Source organism: Mesorhizobium sp. WSM4884 (assembly GCF_029625675.1).
GTDB lineage: Bacteria > Pseudomonadota > Alphaproteobacteria > Rhizobiales > Rhizobiaceae > Mesorhizobium.
In genome coordinates, this window is sequence record NZ_JARTVO010000025.1 from 20,410 (window position 1) to 36,145 (window position 15,736).

14 protein-coding genes are annotated in these 15,736 nt (G+C 63.9%); 8 read left to right on the plus strand and 6 right to left on the minus strand.

Annotation, left to right across the window (positions count from 1 at the left end):
- Positions 1 to 191: 191 nt before the first annotated feature.
- A complete protein-coding gene (locus P9236_RS27055; RefSeq protein ID WP_278077693.1) occupies positions 192 to 1,250 on the minus strand; it encodes a glycerophosphodiester phosphodiesterase family protein in 1,059 nt (352 codons plus the stop codon).
- Positions 1,251 to 1,324: 74 nt separating this feature from the next.
- Positions 1,325 to 2,602 (minus strand): acyltransferase, encoded by a 1,278-nt coding sequence (locus tag P9236_RS27060; RefSeq protein WP_278077694.1) that lies wholly within the window; start codon positions 2,600 to 2,602, stop codon positions 1,325 to 1,327.
- Positions 2,603 to 2,727: 125 nt separating this feature from the next.
- Here P9236_RS27060 and speB point away from each other — a divergent pair, with 125 nt between their 5' ends.
- Positions 2,728 to 3,729 carry an agmatinase gene (gene speB / locus P9236_RS27065; RefSeq protein ID WP_278077695.1) on the plus strand — a complete coding sequence of 334 codons (1,002 nt, stop codon included), beginning with the start codon at positions 2,728 to 2,730 and terminating at the stop codon, positions 3,727 to 3,729.
- Positions 3,730 to 3,758: 29 nt separating this feature from the next.
- Positions 3,759 to 4,691, plus strand: a complete 933-nt coding sequence (gene argC / locus P9236_RS27070) for an N-acetyl-gamma-glutamyl-phosphate reductase (RefSeq protein WP_278077696.1) — start codon at positions 3,759 to 3,761, stop codon at positions 4,689 to 4,691.
- 135 nt (positions 4,692 to 4,826) lie between these two features.
- Here the strand turns inward: argC and P9236_RS27075 are convergent, their stop codons facing one another.
- A complete protein-coding gene (locus tag P9236_RS27075) occupies positions 4,827 to 5,918 on the minus strand; it encodes a COX15/CtaA family protein (protein ID WP_278077697.1) in 1,092 nt (363 codons plus the stop codon).
- A gap of 152 nt (positions 5,919 to 6,070) precedes the next feature.
- Between P9236_RS27075 and P9236_RS27080 the strand changes: the two genes are divergently transcribed.
- Positions 6,071 to 6,286: a DUF2842 domain-containing protein gene (locus P9236_RS27080; protein WP_278077698.1), complete on the plus strand. Its 216-nt coding sequence runs from the start codon at positions 6,071 to 6,073 to the stop codon at positions 6,284 to 6,286.
- 68 nt (positions 6,287 to 6,354) lie between these two features.
- Here the strand turns inward: P9236_RS27080 and P9236_RS27085 are convergent, their stop codons facing one another.
- Positions 6,355 to 7,413, minus strand: coding sequence for a polysaccharide deacetylase family protein (locus P9236_RS27085; protein ID WP_278077699.1), 1,059 nt, complete (start codon positions 7,411 to 7,413; stop codon positions 6,355 to 6,357).
- A 90-nt stretch (positions 7,414 to 7,503) separates the two neighbouring features.
- On the opposite strand from P9236_RS27085, the gene P9236_RS27090 reads away from it, so the two are divergent.
- Positions 7,504 to 8,730 carry a GNAT family N-acetyltransferase gene (locus tag P9236_RS27090; protein ID WP_278077700.1) on the plus strand — a complete coding sequence of 409 codons (1,227 nt, stop codon included), beginning with the start codon at positions 7,504 to 7,506 and terminating at the stop codon, positions 8,728 to 8,730.
- Between the two features lie 94 nt (positions 8,731 to 8,824).
- On the plus strand, positions 8,825 to 9,061 hold the full coding sequence (locus tag P9236_RS27095) for a hypothetical protein (RefSeq protein ID WP_278077701.1): 237 nt from the start codon (positions 8,825 to 8,827) through the stop codon (positions 9,059 to 9,061).
- A 94-nt stretch (positions 9,062 to 9,155) separates the two neighbouring features.
- Here the strand turns inward: P9236_RS27095 and P9236_RS27100 are convergent, their stop codons facing one another.
- Together P9236_RS27100 and P9236_RS27105 are read right to left on the minus strand one after the other, a co-directional pair.
- Positions 9,156 to 9,590 (minus strand): peptidylprolyl isomerase, encoded by a 435-nt coding sequence (locus tag P9236_RS27100; protein ID WP_278077702.1) that lies wholly within the window; start codon positions 9,588 to 9,590, stop codon positions 9,156 to 9,158.
- 299 nt (positions 9,591 to 9,889) lie between these two features.
- Positions 9,890 to 12,076, minus strand: a complete 2,187-nt coding sequence (locus tag P9236_RS27105; RefSeq protein ID WP_278077703.1) for an exopolysaccharide transport family protein — start codon at positions 12,074 to 12,076, stop codon at positions 9,890 to 9,892.
- Positions 12,077 to 12,340: 264 nt separating this feature from the next.
- Here P9236_RS27105 and P9236_RS27110 point away from each other — a divergent pair, with 264 nt between their 5' ends.
- From P9236_RS27110 to P9236_RS27120, 3 genes are all read left to right on the plus strand, one after another.
- Complete coding sequence (locus P9236_RS27110; protein WP_278077704.1) at positions 12,341 to 12,904, plus strand: polysaccharide biosynthesis/export family protein; 564 nt, start codon at positions 12,341 to 12,343, stop codon at positions 12,902 to 12,904.
- Positions 12,905 to 12,912: 8 nt separating this feature from the next.
- Entirely contained in the window at positions 12,913 to 14,040 is a 1,128-nt protein-coding gene (locus P9236_RS27115) for a glycosyltransferase (protein ID WP_278077705.1), read from the plus strand.
- A gap of 138 nt (positions 14,041 to 14,178) precedes the next feature.
- Positions 14,179 to 15,714 (plus strand): undecaprenyl-phosphate glucose phosphotransferase, encoded by a 1,536-nt coding sequence (locus tag P9236_RS27120; RefSeq protein WP_278077706.1) that lies wholly within the window; start codon positions 14,179 to 14,181, stop codon positions 15,712 to 15,714.
- Positions 15,715 to 15,736: the final 22 nt, after the last annotated feature.

Sequence of the window (15,736 nt, forward strand, 5' to 3'; positions counted from 1 at the left end):
GGGAGATGGCCGGCAGGCCAGAGGGGGGCGCGAAGGAACGCCAGTCCTCAATAGGTTTGCAACCAAAAATGATTTCGAAATGCGGCCGCTATCGATCAAAACAGGAGATAGGCTCGCGGGACAGCACCCCCCTCTGCCCTGCCGGGCATCTCCCCCGCTTGGGGGGAGATTAGCAGCTCCCGCGCCGCGCTCTAATTGATACTCGCCGTATGAGCCGGCTCTGCAGGCCGGCCATCGGTCGCATATGGCACCCGAAAACCGTTCGCCGCCAGCCAGTCGATCGCCGCCTTCGGCTCGTCGGTCTGGATGATGGTGGCGCCGCGGTCGACCCAGAAACCCCAGGCTTCGCGCGGCAGGCTGGCGGCCACCGCCAGCTCGTCACCGCGGCCGCCGGCAAGGAAGCCGCCCGGCTTGTTGACGATGGCGTAGGTATCGGCCCAAAGGTGCCAGTCACCCCGCACGGCCAAGGCCCGCATGCGGGTGCTGAACAGCGGGCCGCCGGAGGCGGTCAGTGTCTCGGCGCCGTTGCGCCAATCGATCAGTTCGATGGCGCGTGGCGCGAACGCCTTGTCGACCTCGCCGGCAAAACTTGCGTCGTGAACGGCGTCATCGGCGAGGATGGGCATGAACTGGAAGCCACCGCCCGCCTGGGCAAGCGCAGTCTTGGCGGCGTCGATACGCTGACGGTTCCACAAGTTCTCCTTGACGATAACCTGTTCGGCCATACCTAGATCGCGCGCCACCACGATCATGCCGGGCAGGTCGGTCACCTCCAGCTTGTTGTCGAGGTTGATCAGTATCCTGTTCTTGGTGGCGAGCAGCATCTCGCGCAGCGTCGATACCGGCTCGTCGGTGACCACGCCCGTACCTTCGATCACCAGCCGGCATTTTTTCAGCTCGGCCAGCGTGTATTTCGCCACTTCGCCCTTACAGGTGGTCGTGCGGTCGAGCCAGCTGTCATGCATGATGACGAACGCGCCGTCCTTCGAGCGCCTGACATCGACCTCGACGATCTCGGCGCCGATCGCGATCGAACCCTCGACCGCGGCAAGCGAGTTCTCGGCATAGAGCGTCTTGCCGGCCTGCATGCTGCCGGCCCGGTGCGCGGCGATCATCACATGGTCGCGCCACTGGTTGGCGTGCTCGAAGCGGTCGAGGATTTGGGCAGAGCGCGTCTCGCCGGCCAAAGCCTGGCTCGAGGCAGTTGCAAGCGCGGCGGACAGAAGAAGGCTCAGCCAGAGTGTTCGCATCAGGGGGAATCGCTCCGTTCCGGGTCAGGACCCCGGTTAGGCGATGCCCATGACAGGGCGGTGAACGAAGCCGGCTAGCTGTCTCCTTGTTTTGACGCAATTGCGGGCGGAAAACACTTTTCCTGGAGTTGCTTGGGCCAAATCCGCTTGGAAAGACGACGGAACCAAGCCAGCGCCGGCCTCTCGACGAAACGCCAGGAGAACCAGGGCGCAACGATGACGGCAATCAACATCGCCACGATCGCGGCGAAGCCGATCCATGGCGAGCCGACGCCGAAGCCGGCCACCTGATCGCCGCGCAGGGTCATGCCGCCGACGATGCCAAACCCGAGCTTGCGCTCGATGAGGCCGCCGATGTTGATCATGCGCGCCTGGACGAAGATGTGGATCATGTGGATCGAGTAGGAGAGCGAGCCGAGCAGCAGCATCGGACGGCTGCGCAGCAGCGCACTGACCAGGCCACCCTCGTGAGCGAAGAGGTAGAGGGCCAGCGCGAAGACGACGGGTGCTGCAATGCCGGTGTCATTCGTTCCGGCGACGGAAACGAACATCCCAATCACCGCGATCATGACGAACTCGGCCAGCGTCCAGGCGATGCGCCCTGCCCCGCCGACCATCGCCTGTCGCGCCTCTGCAATGGAATCATGCTGAAACCAGGCAAGCAGCGCGCCGAGCGAGAAGCCATAAAGGCAGCGAATGAAGCCGAAATCGAAGGACACGTCCATATGACGGGTCGAAAAGGCAAGCAGGAAGAAAGGCGCTGTCGCCGCGGCGGCCACGAACCATATCCAGGCACGCTTGCCGGTCGCGAACACCACGCCGGCAAAGAGCGGATAGGTGAAGAACTCGGCGGAAATGCTCCAGCTCGGGGCATTCCAGCTCAGATGATCCTCCACCCCCATGCCCTGCAGCAGGAAGAGATTGGCGACGAGGCTTCTCACGCCGAAGCCGCCGGTGAATGGCGCGGAACCCGTTCCGTGCAGTGCCGGCAGCACCAGCCGCATGGCCTCGAAGCCGGCGAAGGCGGTGAGCATCAGGAGATGCAGCGGGTAAATGCGGCCGAAACGCACCAGCGCGAAGCTGGCAAGCTCATTCGGCTCGCCCAGCCGGCTGCCATAGGAGCTGGCGATGACGAAACCGGACAGCACGAAGAAGAAGTCGACGAACAGATAGGAGCCGCCGACAAAGGCGCTTTGGGAGATCATCGACATCGTCGGGAAATGGAACAGTGCCACCAAAAGCGCGCAGATGCCGCGCCGGGAATCGAGCACCAGGAAGCGCTCGCCAGCCGCCGCGCCGGTCCGTGTCGCCGCCGGAGCGGGTGCGAGGTTCAGCAAGGCCGCTTCGGTCATAATGATACAAATCCTGTGTTGCCCTGGCACTCGGCGAGCGCCGTTCCGTATCCCGCAAGCTGTGACTGGCATGTTGCGTGCCGGTTCTGTAGTTGTGGCTGCCCGTTGACAACCGAGGACCCGCAATGGCGAACAAAGAGATCGACCACGCCTTCACCGCCCGTTCCAAGACGGGCGCGTCGTTCGAGCCGACCTATGCCGGGGCGCTGTCGTTCATGCGGCGCAAATATACGAAGGACGTGAAGGGCGCGGACGCCGTCGTGTGGGGCATTCCCTTTGACGCCGCGGTCACCAATCGTCCCGGCGCGCGCTTCGGCCCGCAGGCGATCCGGCGCGCCTCGGCGATCCTCGACAACGATCCGCAATATCCGTTCTCGCGCGACCTGTTCGAGCAGCTCGCGGTGGTCGACTATGGCGACTGCCTGCTCGACAGCGGCAACCATCAAAAGACTCCGGGCGCGATCGAGCGCGAGGCGGCCAAGATCCTGAGATCAGGCGCCTTCCTCTTGACGCTCGGCGGCGATCATTTCGTCACCTGGCCGCTGCTCAAGGCGCATGCCGCTATCCACGGGCCGCTGGCGCTGGTGCAGTTCGACGCGCATCAGGACACCTGGCCGGACGACGGCAAGCGCATCGACCACGGTTCCTTCGTCGCGCGAGCCGTGCGTGAAGGCATCATCGATCCCGACCGCTCGATCCAGATCGGCATCCGCACTCATGCGCCGGACACCTTCGGCATCAAGATCCTCTACGGCCACGAGGTCGAGGAGATGCGCGCCTCCGACATCGCCTATGCGATCGTCGAGCGCACCGGCGGCAGGAAGACCTATCTCACCTTCGACATCGACTGCCTCGACCCGGCCTTCGCGCCCGGTACCGGCACGCCGGTTGCCGGCGGCCCTTCATCGGCCAAGATGCTTTCGACGCTGCGCCAGCTCGGCCAGGTCGATATCGTCGGCGCCGATGTCGTCGAGGTTGCGCCGGCCTACGATCATGCCGATATTACGGCGATCGCCGGATCGATCATTGCCATGCATTATCTTGGCCTGGTGGCCGAACGGAAGGCGCGGCTTGAGGACCTGAACAACGGCACTCATGCAATTTTGCATAACGCAAACGGCATATAGTCTTGAAATTGCAAGGAATTTGGTAACCGATGAAACCGAAAATCTTCATTGATGGCGAGCATGGCACGACGGGCCTGCAGATCAGGGCGCTGCTGGCCGACCGCGGTGACCTGGAGATCATCTCCATTCCCGCCGAGCGCCGCAAGGAAGCCGCGGCCAGGGCCGAATTCCTCAACGCCGCCGACGTCGCCATCCTCTGCCTGCCGGATGCTGCGGCCAAGGAGAGCGTGTCGCTGATCGAGAACGGCACGACAAAGGTCATCGATGCCTCGACCGCGCATCGCGTGGCGGAGGGCTGGGAATATGGCTTTGCCGAAATGGACAAGGATCAGGCGAAAAAGATCGCCAACGCAAAGCGCGTCGCCAATCCCGGCTGCTGGCCGCAAGGCCCCATCGCGACGGTTCGTCCGCTGGTCTCCGCCGGTCTGCTGCCCGCCGACTTTCCCATCACCGTCAACGGCATTTCCGGCTATTCCGGCGGCGGCCGCCCGATGATCGAGGACTATGTCGGCAAGGGCGAGGATGCGCCCGAGTTCCTGCCCTATGGCCTGACGCTGCAGCACAAGCATGTGCCGGAGCTCAGGACCTACGCAAAACTGTCGCACGATCCGATCATGCAGCCGGCGGTCGGTAATTTCGCGCAGGGCATGATCACGGTGGTGCCGCTGCAGCTCGGCGGCCTCGATCGCGCGCCGACGGGAGCCGAGCTTCATGCGGCGATCGCCGACCACTACGCCTCGATCGAGGGCGGCGTGGTCGAGGTCGCGCCCTTCACGCATATGGAGCGCCTGCCGGAGATCGACCCGGAGGTCTATAACGGCACCAACCGGATGAAGGTCTATGTGTTCGCTAATGACGAGCGGGCGCAGGCGCTGCTGCTCGCCGTCTACGACAATCTCGGCAAGGGTGCCTCGGGCGCTGCCGTGCAGAACCTGGACCTGATGCTCGGCATCGCGCACTGAGCGACGATGCAGGCGCTGCCTGAGCGCGGGAAGCTCAGCGCGCCCGAGCTCGTTGCCGAGACGTTCTCCAGCCGCATCTGGGAGGTGACGTGCGAGGACGGTCGCCGGCAATCCAGGCGATCCGGAAGGTTCGCTTCAGCCCCTGATGGCGATCTCGGTCGGCAGCGGATAAGCGCCCTTGGTGCCGCGCCAATGTGCAGCGGCAAAGCCGAGCACAATCAAGGCAAAGCCCTGATGGGTCAGCGCCATGTGCAGCGGCACCTGCATCAAGAGCGTGCCGATGCCGATCGATGCCTGCAGCAGCACCAGTAGGAACAGCAGCGTGGCGCGGCGGGCATGAGTGGTGCCCGGCTGGCGTCGCCATGTCGCGATCATGTGCCAGAGCGCCACCACAAAGAGTGTATAGGCGCCGAGCCGGTGCACGAACTGCACCGTCTTCGGATTTTCGAAGAAGTTCAGCCAGGCCGGTTTCAGAAGCAGGAGATCGGACGGGATCACCTTGCCGTCCATCAGCGGCCAGGTGTTGTAGGAGAGGCCGGCATGGAGACCGGCAACCAGGCCGCCGAGATAGATCTGGATCAGCGCCAGGAGCACGATCACGCCGGCGAGCCGCTGCGTAGAACGGTCGGCGGCCCGCTCGGAGTGGGGCGCCAGGCCGCGTGCGACCACCATCGTGGCGGTGAAGATCATGGCGGCAATCGTCAGATGCGTTGCCAGCCGGTACTGGCTGACCGAGACGCGGTCGACCAGACCCGAAGCCACCATCCACCAGCCGATGGCGCCTTGCAGGCCGCCGAGCAGCAGGATACCGGCCAGTTTCGGGCCGAGGCCGTGCTCAATGCGGCGCGTCGCCCAGAAGAACAGAAGCGGCAAGGCAAAGACGACGCCGACGCTGCGTGCGAGGATGCGGTGCACCCATTCCCACCAGAAGATCGACTTGAAGGCCTCGATGCTCATGCCCTTGTTGAGCTCGGCATATTGCGGGATCTGCTGGTAGCGCTGAAACTCTTCCAGCCACTCGGCATCGTTGAGCGGCGGAATCACGCCGTGGATCGGCCGCCATTCGGTGATCGACAGGCCGGAACCGGTAAGCCGGGTGGCGCCGCCGACCAGCACCAGCGCCACCAGCACGAGCAGCACGAAATACAGCCAGCCGCGCACCAGCGCCCGGTTGTGGAGATCGCGGTCGCGGGCGGCGTATGGGGCCGTGGCGGTGATGGCAGCCATGGGACTTTTCCCGGCGGTTGAAACGCGCGATTGGTGGACCATGACCGCCCCGCTGGCAAGGCCGGACAGCGCGGCACGCCGTCGCGCTGGCTGGAGACGGTTGCGCGAGCCTTCCGTTCGGCCTAATCGAGGCTGGTCAACGGGACCGCGACATGCCCATTCGCCTGAAAAAGCTGATCGGAACCATCCTGCTGGTGGCGCTGGTCATTATCTACGCGCTGATCGCCTCGGCCATCGCGGTCACCAGGCTCGCCGAATATGGTTCGATGGCGCACTTCCTGTTCTTCCTGCTCAGCGGCCTGCTCTGGGTGCTGCCGGCGATGGGCATCATCAAATGGCTGATCATCGAGCCGCCGCAGAAAGGCTGAAACGAGCAGCTTTCTTTGTTTGTCGCAATTCCGGACTGAAAACCGCTGCACACTCTTCCTGGAATTGCTCAGATGGTGACGACCATCCTGCCGGCGTTGGCGAGGGGCGTCGTCACACCCGACAGCATCGTGCGGATATGGGCGATGCTCTGGTAGCGGCCGTTGACGGAGATGCGCGGCAGCGCATGCAGGAAACCGGCATGTTCGGCTCTGAGCACGCCGTGCCGGGTCGTCACCGCCGAGACATAGCCGGCGTCGCGGGCAAAACCCACCTCGCGGCAACCGACCGCGCGGGCATAGCCGTAGGGGTAAGCGAAATGGCGCGGCTCCTGCCCGAGTCTTTCCTTGAGGATGCGGCGGACGTCACCGATCTCGCGGCGCGCGTCCGCTTCGGACAGCCGCTTGAGGTTGCGGTGGTTGACGGTATGGGCGCCGATCGTCACCAGCGGGTGCTCGGCCATCGCGCGGATCTCGTCCCAGTTCATCAGCGTTGCGGAGCGACCCGTGCCAAGCTCGATGCCGTTCGAGCGCCCCAGTTCGCGCAGCGCAGTGCCCTGCTCTTCTTCGGGGACTTCAAGCGTCAACCAGGCATTCAGACGCGCGACGGTCTGGATCTTTCGGCCGGGTGTCGAGCAATCGATGACCGAGGATCCTCTCGTCGTCTTCAGCGCCAGGCGTGAGCTGGTGTCGACGATATCCTCGACGACGTCCCACCACAGGTCGACGGCACCGTCGATCAAGCCTGGCGCGACATAGATGGTGACCGGCGCGCCATGCTTTTCCAGCACCGGCAGCGCCTCGGTCATGTTGTCGCGATAGGCGTCGTCGGCGGTGATTGTGGCGAACTGGCCATGTTTGCCGCCCGCCTCAATGCGCGCGATCGCTTCGTCCAGACCGACGAAGGCATAGCCCCTTCCCTTCATGTCGGCGATCAGCTCGTCGAGGAAGGCAGGGGCGATGTTCAGATGGCGGTTGACGCTGTTCGGTTTCTCCGGCGTCGCGGTCACGCGATGCAGCATTAGGATGGCGCCGATGCCGCCGACAAATGGCTTCGCCAGCGGTGCGAGGCCGGTATAGCGGGCAACGTTCAACGCCAGTTTCCGGATTGCCTCGCCCCCGTCGATCATTCCTTCACCTTTTCCGCCTAGGCTCATCCCAGCACGACACGCGCCTATGCGAACCCCAGGTTGCAACCAATACGTCTTAAGGATTGAGGGATGGTTGACGCCGCCGCGTCATTTGACGGCAATCGGGTCGCGGCCAACGAAGCGCCGGCGCGCGCGCCTGCCTCGAGCCGGGACCGGTTGACGACAGCGGTGGGCGCCGGGCTCGCGGACTATGCGGAATTCTGCGCTTCGGCGCTGTTTGCCCCGGCGCAGAGCGCCTCCTGGGTGCGCAACTGGGCGGCCGAGACCAAATCCGACATGGTCGTCGCCACGTTGAATGTCGAAGGCCGACCGGCGTTTTCATTGGCGCTGGAAGTCGTGCGAAGCGGTCCGTTCCGTGTCGCTCGTTTCGCCGGCGGACGTCACGCTAACGGCAATTTCCCCGCCGCCCACCCGCGGCTGCTGCCAAGCATCGACGGCCCGGCGATCCGTTCGCTGTTCAAGGCAATCGCCAAAGCGCGGCCGGACATCGACCTCGTCTCGCTGGAACGTCTGCTGCCCGATCTCGACGGCGCCGCGAACCCGCTTGCCGCGCTGCCCAATTTTGCGAGCCCGAACCTTGCGCTGGCGGTCGATCTCGACGGCGGTTTCGATGCGCTGCTTGCCCGTGCGAGCGGCAAGCGCAAGCGCAAGAAGCATCGCTCGCAGACGCGCAAGTTCGAGGCCGTCGGCAGTTTCCGCCGTGTCGAGGCGCGGAGCCGCGAAGAGGTCGACAGGCTGCTCGGCACCTTCTTCGACATGAAGGAAGCGCGCTTCGCCAAGATGGGCATCGCCAACGTCTTCGGCGATGAAGGAGTGCGCGCTTTCTTCCGGGCGCTGTTTGCCGACGCGCTTGCCGAGGATAAGCCGGCCTTCCTGCTGCACGGGCTGGAGGTGGCGGGCAAACTCCGCGCCGTCACCGGCTCCAGCCGCTCGGGCAAGCGCCTGATCTGCGAGTTCGGCGCGATCGCCGAGGACGATCTCGCCTTCACCAGCCCCGGCGACTTCCTGTTCTTCGAAAACATCCAGGAAGCCTGCGGGCTCGGTTTCGACGTCTACGATTTCTCGGTCGGCGACGAGCCCTACAAGCGGCTCTGGTGCGACATCGAGGTCCGGCATCTCGAAGTGCTTGCGCCGCTTACGCTGAAGGGGCGGGCGCTGGCGACGGGGCTGCGGCAAGGCGCGCGGGCGAAGGCCTTCATCAAGAACAATCCGACGGTCTGGAACCTGACCAAGATGCTGCGCCGGAAGGCTGCCGGACAAACAGCAGCACCTGCCGCGGCCGAGGACGACAGTTAGTTCCGGAGAGAGTCGCACAATCGCCGTCGAGCCCCTGGTCGATGCGGAACCTATCAAGTGCCGAGAGGTTTTCGCACTCAGAAGGAGAACGGCCATGGCTAAATGCGATCAGTGCGGCAATGACTACGACAAGGCGTTCCTAGTGAGCCTGGGCGGGCAAACCTACACGTTTGACAGCTTCGAGTGTGCGGTCCAGAAGCTTGCGCCGACTTGCCCTCATTGCAAGGTACGGATCATGGGGCATGGCGTCGAGCAGGGCGATATCATCTATTGCTGCGCGCATTGCGCCGGGCAGGAAGGCGCCAATGATCTGACCGATCGCGCGCCGTGAGGTTCGCGATCGCTTTGCCACCTTCTACGGAAGGGCGGACGCCTTCCCAGGTAGCGTTCTAAACCGCGATCCTGGGCAGTCGTTCAGGCGCTGACTACGCCGCCTGAACGATCTCGACCAGTTCAACGTCGAACACCAGATCCTTTCCGGCCAGCGGATGATTGCCGTCGAGCTTGACGCTGGCATCGTCCACGCCGACGACCGTCACTTGCATGGGGCGCCCTTCAGGGGTACGGGCCTGCAATCGAGTGCCAATATCGACGTTGACGTTTTCCGGCACGCTGGCGCGGTCGATGGTTACGACCGCTTCGGGGCGATGAGGGCCATAGGCCGCGTCGGCGGGAACGGTGACGGTGCTTTTCGCGCCGACTTCCATGCCCTCGACATGGGTCTCGAGACCGGGAATCACCTGCCCTTCGCCCAGTGTGAATTGCAGCGGCTCACCACCGGAAGAATCGAATTGGGTGCCGTCGACCAGACGTCCGGTATAGTTGATGCGTACAGTGTCGCCATTCTTGGCCTGTGTCATAGCAGCCATCCTTTTGGGAGTTTTTGTGGGACCGGCCTAGGGTTCACGGTCCCGCACTCGATCATCCACGCACGAAGCGCGCGGCGCGAAACGTTAAAACTAGGTGCCCTGCCGCCGATGTAAAGTGCTGGTGCCGCCGAGAAATGCCCCGGTCCGGCGTTTGCCTAGGGGCTAGCGTGCCTGACGCAGGCTGAACCATGCTCAGTTCGTCGCGGTCTTTGTCTCTTTTCCCGGCGGCTTGCAGTGATTCTTGGCAGAGTTGCGACGAAAGTGCGTACCAGGTCGACTGCCGCTCAGCCTTAAGCAGCCGAGCGACGTCCGGGCAACGGATCTCCCGGCTCATGGCCGACCGGGGTCACCAGCGTGACATCCGGGTGGCCGTTCTCGATCAGCTTCACCGCCGCCTGAGTCACCTCGTCGTCGGCTTCGAGCATCGACAGGAAGACTTCCGTGCCGTCACCGACGAGGCGGTTGATGCCATGCGCATCGGCCGGGCCGCATTCGACGACGACGAGGTCGTAGGCAGTGGTCAGCGACTGCATGATGATCGGCAGCCGGTCGGCGGCGCGCATGGCTCGGATCGGGTCGGCGGTGCCGACCGGAATGACATGAGCGTCCGAATAGAGATCGGGATGGATGACATCGCTGAACTGCGCTTCGGAGGCTAGGAGATTGGTAATGCCCGGGAAAAGTCCGCTGTCCAGCATCGGCCGCGATGCCGCGCCCGAAGCGGTGAGATCGAGCAGCAGCACGCGCAGGCCGGCGTCGGAGACCTCTCGCGCCACCAGAACGGCCGTCGCGGCTGCCTCGTCGCCCTCCGGGGAGACGAAGATGGCGCGCACGGCGCCCGAGGCGATCAGCTTTTCCGCCGCCTTGTCGACATCGATCTCACCCAGCCTGGACTGCCACAACCGGGATGCTTCCGGCGGGGACTGCTCGGCAGCCGGTTCCTCGATGGCGGCAGCCCGCCTGACCTGGTCGTCGGCCACCGAATCGTCGCCGGCTTCGTCCGCGGCTTCAGGAATCACCGGCTCGGGGTGCGCCGCCGGCATCGCCACCTGCTCGATCGGCTCGAATCTCGCGCCGGCGGCCGGACGCATGGCACGGCCGGAGAACAATTCCCTCAGAAGCGTGCCGATCGCCATCAGCAGCAGCGACGCGGCCGCCGCGGCGCCGGTAATCGGACCGGTCTTCGGGAAATAGGGTTCCGCCGGCACCTGCGCTTTCGACAGCAGACGGGCGTCCACAGGCAGATAGTTGCGGTCGGCGCGCGAGGCTGCCTCGCGATAGCTCGCCATATAAGATTCGAGCTGCTGACGTTGCGCATTCGCGTCACGTTGCAGTGCATCGAGTTGCACCTGCTGTTCGCCGGCGCGGGCCGAAGCGGCCTTTAGCTGGTTGACCTCCTGGAGGAGCTGGTCCTCGCGAGCCTTGGCCGTCTGCGCCTGAGTCGCCAATCCCCTGAGGATCTTCTGCGCCTCGTTGCGGATCTGGCCGTCGAGATCGGCAAGCTGCGACTTCAGCGCCCGAATGCGCGGGTGGTTGTCCAGCAGCGTGGTCGACAGGTCGGCGATGTTGGTCCTCAGCTCCACCTGCCGCTCGAGCAGGCGCTGGATCAATTCGGAAGACAGAACTTCCGGCACGGTGTCGAGCGTGCCGCCATTCTGAAGCGCCTTGCGCACGCTGTCGGCGGTCGCCTCGGCGGCGGCGCGATTGGCGCGCACCCGCGACAGCTCCGTCGACAGCTCCGAAAGCTGCTGAGTCGCCAGCACCGAATTGTTGCCGCCCATCAGGAGGTCCGATTGCGCGCGGTAGGCGGCAACCTTGGCTTCGGCCTCCTTCACCCGGTTCTGCAGATCGGTGATTTCCGGGCCGAGAAAGCCGGTGGCGGCGGTGTTCGATTCCTTTTTCGCATTGCCCTTGGAGGCAAGGTAGGCCTGGGCGATGGCGTCCGCGACCCGCGCCGCAAGCTTTGGGTCCTTCGAGGAGAACTCGACTGCAATAACGCGCGTCTTTTCAATGCTGTAGACGTTGAGCTTATCGTGCATTGCCTTGAGCACGCGCTCTTCCGGCGGAATGTCGAAGGGATCGCTCTTCAAGCCGACAAGGACGAGAGCGCGACTCAGCGCCGACATATTCAGTGCTTCGTCGAATTCGGGCAGCTTCTCCAGATCGAGGTCCGTCGCCACCTTCTTGAGGATATCGGGCGACGATATGATCTGGACCTCCGTGGCAACCGCCTCCTCGTCGGTTGCCGGCTTGTCTTCATTGGTTGCGCCGGCCGGACGCGTGAAGACCGACTCGCGCGGTCCGATCTCCAGCTTGGCGGTCGCTTTGTAATACGGCGTGGCCAGCCAGGCGAAGGCAAACGCCAGCCCGGTGACCACAAGCGTGACGAGAACAATGCGCAGCCAGTTCCTCGCCAAACTGGCGAAGAGCTGCCTCAGATCGACATCGACATCTGCGGCCGCGGACTGAACGGACATGCATCCTGCTCCGGAACTTTGAGTCGAGGATGGACCGTAAACAACTATGGTAACTCACCCGTTAAGATCAGAGCGCCTGCTTATTAGAAGACACTCAAAGAACATTGGGCGAAAGCAATAGAACAATTGGGTTTTTTGCTGGCCGTCGCCGAGTCCGGCCACGGTCCTTTACCGGCCATTAACCCTAACAGGATGATAACGGGCGCACTTCCTGGGGTTGGCCGCAGCACTGGCGGCGAGAGCGACGAAGGTCCGTGTCCGATCATGAAAAGCACTGCTTATCTCTTTCGCGCCATGCTTGCCTTGTCGCTGCTTACCGGCTGCTCCAGCTACCGCCCGACACCCGCCGCCTTCCATGAAGTGCTCGACCAGCCTTATAGACTCGGCGCAGGCGACCGCATCCGCGTCACCGTGTTCGAGCAGGACGGGCTGACCAACACCTACAGCGTCGATCAGTCAGGCTACATCTCCTTCCCGCTCGTCGGCGCCGTGCCGGCGCGCGGCCATACCGCCCAGCAGCTGGAAAAGGAAATCGCCGACAGATTGCGCCAGGGGTATCTGCGCGATCCCGACGTCTCGGTCGAGATCGATCGCTACCGGCCGATCTTCGTAATGGGCGAAGTCGGAGCCGCGGGGCAGTATTCCTATGTGCCGGGTCTCACCGTGCAGAAGGCGGTCGCGATCGCCGGAGGCTTTACGCCGCGCGCCAACCAGGAAAGCGTCGACATCACCCGCGATATCAACGGCAAGGTCATGACCGGCAGGGTGCAGACTTCCGATCCGCTCCTGCCAGGCGACACCGTCTACGTCCGCGAACGCCTGTTCTGAAAATCAACGTGGCGGCTCACCTCCGGATCGTCCACTGCTTTCGCTCACCTGTCGGGGGAATCTTCCGGCACGTGCGCGACCTGGCCGAGGCGCAGGTCGCCGCCGGCCATTCCGTGGGCATCGTCTGCGACTCGACCACGGGCGGCGACTATGAGGAGCGGCTGTTCGGAGGAATGCAGGAGAGCCTGGCGCTGGGCATCCATCGCACGCCGATGCAGCGTCACATCGGGCCGGGCGACATCGCCGCGGCATGGCGCACATATCGAATCATCAAGGAATTGCGGCCGGACGTGCTGCACGGGCACGGCGCCAAGGGTGGCGCCTATGCCCGTCTGTTCGGCTCACTGTTGCGGGTTTCAAGGTATCGCGTGGCCCGCCTTTATTCGCCGCATGGCGGCTCGCTCCACTATGACGAAACGACGGCAACCGGAAAGCTGTTCTTCGCGCTGGAGCGCTTCATGGCACGCTTCACCGACTGCCTGCTGTTCGTTTCCGACTATGAGCGGAAAACCTATCGTCGCAAGGTCGGCGAGCCGCCCATCCCCAACAGGCTGGTCTATAACGGCCTGCGGGCCGCGGAATTCGAACCCGTGGCACCGGTTGATGCCGCCGATCTCCTCTACATCGGCATGATGCGCGACCTCAAAGGCCCGGACATCTTCATCGACGCGCTGGCGCTGGCGGGCAGCGAGATGGGCCGCCCGCTGAGCGCGGTGATGGTCGGCGACGGCGACGACCTGCCGCGCTACCATGCCCAGGTGGAACGGCTTGGACTGAAGAACCAAGTCCGTTTCCTGCCGCCGATGTCGGCGAGAGAAGCCTTCGCGCTGGCCGGGCTGATCGTCGTGCCGTCGCGTGCGGAAGCAATGCCCTACATCGTGCTCGAGGCGCTGGCCGCCGGCATGCCGATGATAGCGACCGCGGTCGGCGGCATACCGGAAATCTTCGGCGAAGGCTCCCCTGCCCTGATACGGCCGGATGCCGGCCAGCTCTCCGGCAAGCTCAGAACGGCTCTCGACGATCCCGGCGCCTACCGCAAGCTAATGCCGCAGGGCGGTGAGCTCAAGGCGCGATTCGGCGCCGACGTGATGGCGGCGGAGATCGAGACGGCTTATTTCACGGCGCTAAAACTTTAGAATTCACTAATTCACCAACGCTCGTGAGAAGACCGTCAGTCCTCACAAGCAACAACACGCATTCAAAACCATCGGTTGTTTCAAGGCTTTCTTAGCTCTCTTTTGCTATTCACTCGCGCATAGCTCGCGGACAATCCCATGAACGAGATCGATCCCGCGCACCGCTTTTCCATGGACGCGGTGCGCAAATTCGACGGCCCGGCCGAGGGCCAGGTGCCCGGCGGCATCAATGACGTCGCGCGCCAGGTCGCCTCGCAGTACCGGCGCGATACGATGTCGCCGATCATGGTCAGCGGCGTGCTGCGCATGGTCGAGTTCGCGGTGCTGTTCCTGTCGGGGCTCGGTCTCTATTTCTACTTTGTCGGCTTCTTCAACTATCTCGCCTGGCAATATCCGCTGTCGATCGCGGCAGCCTCGTTCCTGGCCGTGGTGCTGCTCGACGTCACCGACAGCTACCAGATCGCGGCGCTGATGCGCCCTCTCGCCAATTTCGGCCGCGTGCTGCTCGTCTGGGCCGGCACCTTCGCGCTGATGGCGCTCACCGCCTTCGCCATGAAAGCCTCGGAGGACTATTCGCGCCTGCTGTTCGGCAGCTGGTTCGTGGTCGGCTTCGTGCTGATCTTCGGGCTCAGGCTGGTGATGTCCAGGCTGATCAGGCGCTGGGCGCGCGACGGGCGCATGGAGCGCCGCGCCGTCATCGTCGGCGGCGGCAAGTCGGCCGAATCGCTGATCCGTTCGGTCGAGAAGCAGCCCTACAACGACATCCGCATCTGCGGCATCTTCGACGACCGTGGCGACAAGCGCTCGCCGCCCATCGTCGCCGGTTACCCGAAGCTCGGCACCATCTCCGAACTGATCGAGTTCGCCCGCATCGCCCGCATCGACATGCTGATCGTGTCGCTGCCGCTGACCGCCGAGTCGCGCGTGCTGCAGCTTCTGAAGAAGCTTTGGGTGCTGCCGGTCGACATCCGGCTCTCGGCGCATTCCAATGCGCTGCAGTTCCGGCCGCGCGCCTATTCCTACATCGGCTCGGTGCCGATGCTCGACATTTTCGACAAGCCGATCAACGACTGGGATTCGGTCGCCAAGCGCAGCTTCGACATAGTCTTCTCGCTCGTCGGCATCCTCCTCTTCTCGCCGGTGATGCTTGCCACCGCGACCGCCATCAAGCTCGACAGCAAGGGGCCGGTGCTGTTCAAGCAGAAGCGGCACGGCTTCAACAACGAGGTGATCGAAGTCTACAAGTTCCGCTCGATGTATGCCGACAGGTCGGACCCGACCGCCAAGCAGACGGTGACCAAGAACGATCCGCGCGTCACCCGCGTCGGCCGCTTCATCCGCAAGACCTCTATCGACGAGCTGCCGCAGTTCTTCAACGCGCTGCTCGGCTCGCTGTCGCTGGTCGGGCCGCGCCCGCATGCGATCGCCGCCCAGTCGCACAACCTGCTCTACAATGAGGTGGTCGACGGCTATTTCGCCCGGCACAAGGTCAAGCCCGGCGTCACCGGCTGGGCGCAGATCAACGGCTGGCGCGGCGAGATGGACACCAATGAAAAGATCCGCATGCGCACCGAATACGATCTCTACTACATCGAGAACTGGTCAATGCTGTTCGACCTGCGCATCCTGTTCCTGACGCCGATCCGCCTGCTCAACACGGAAAACGCCTATTGAGCGCCGTCGCGCATGAACTGCC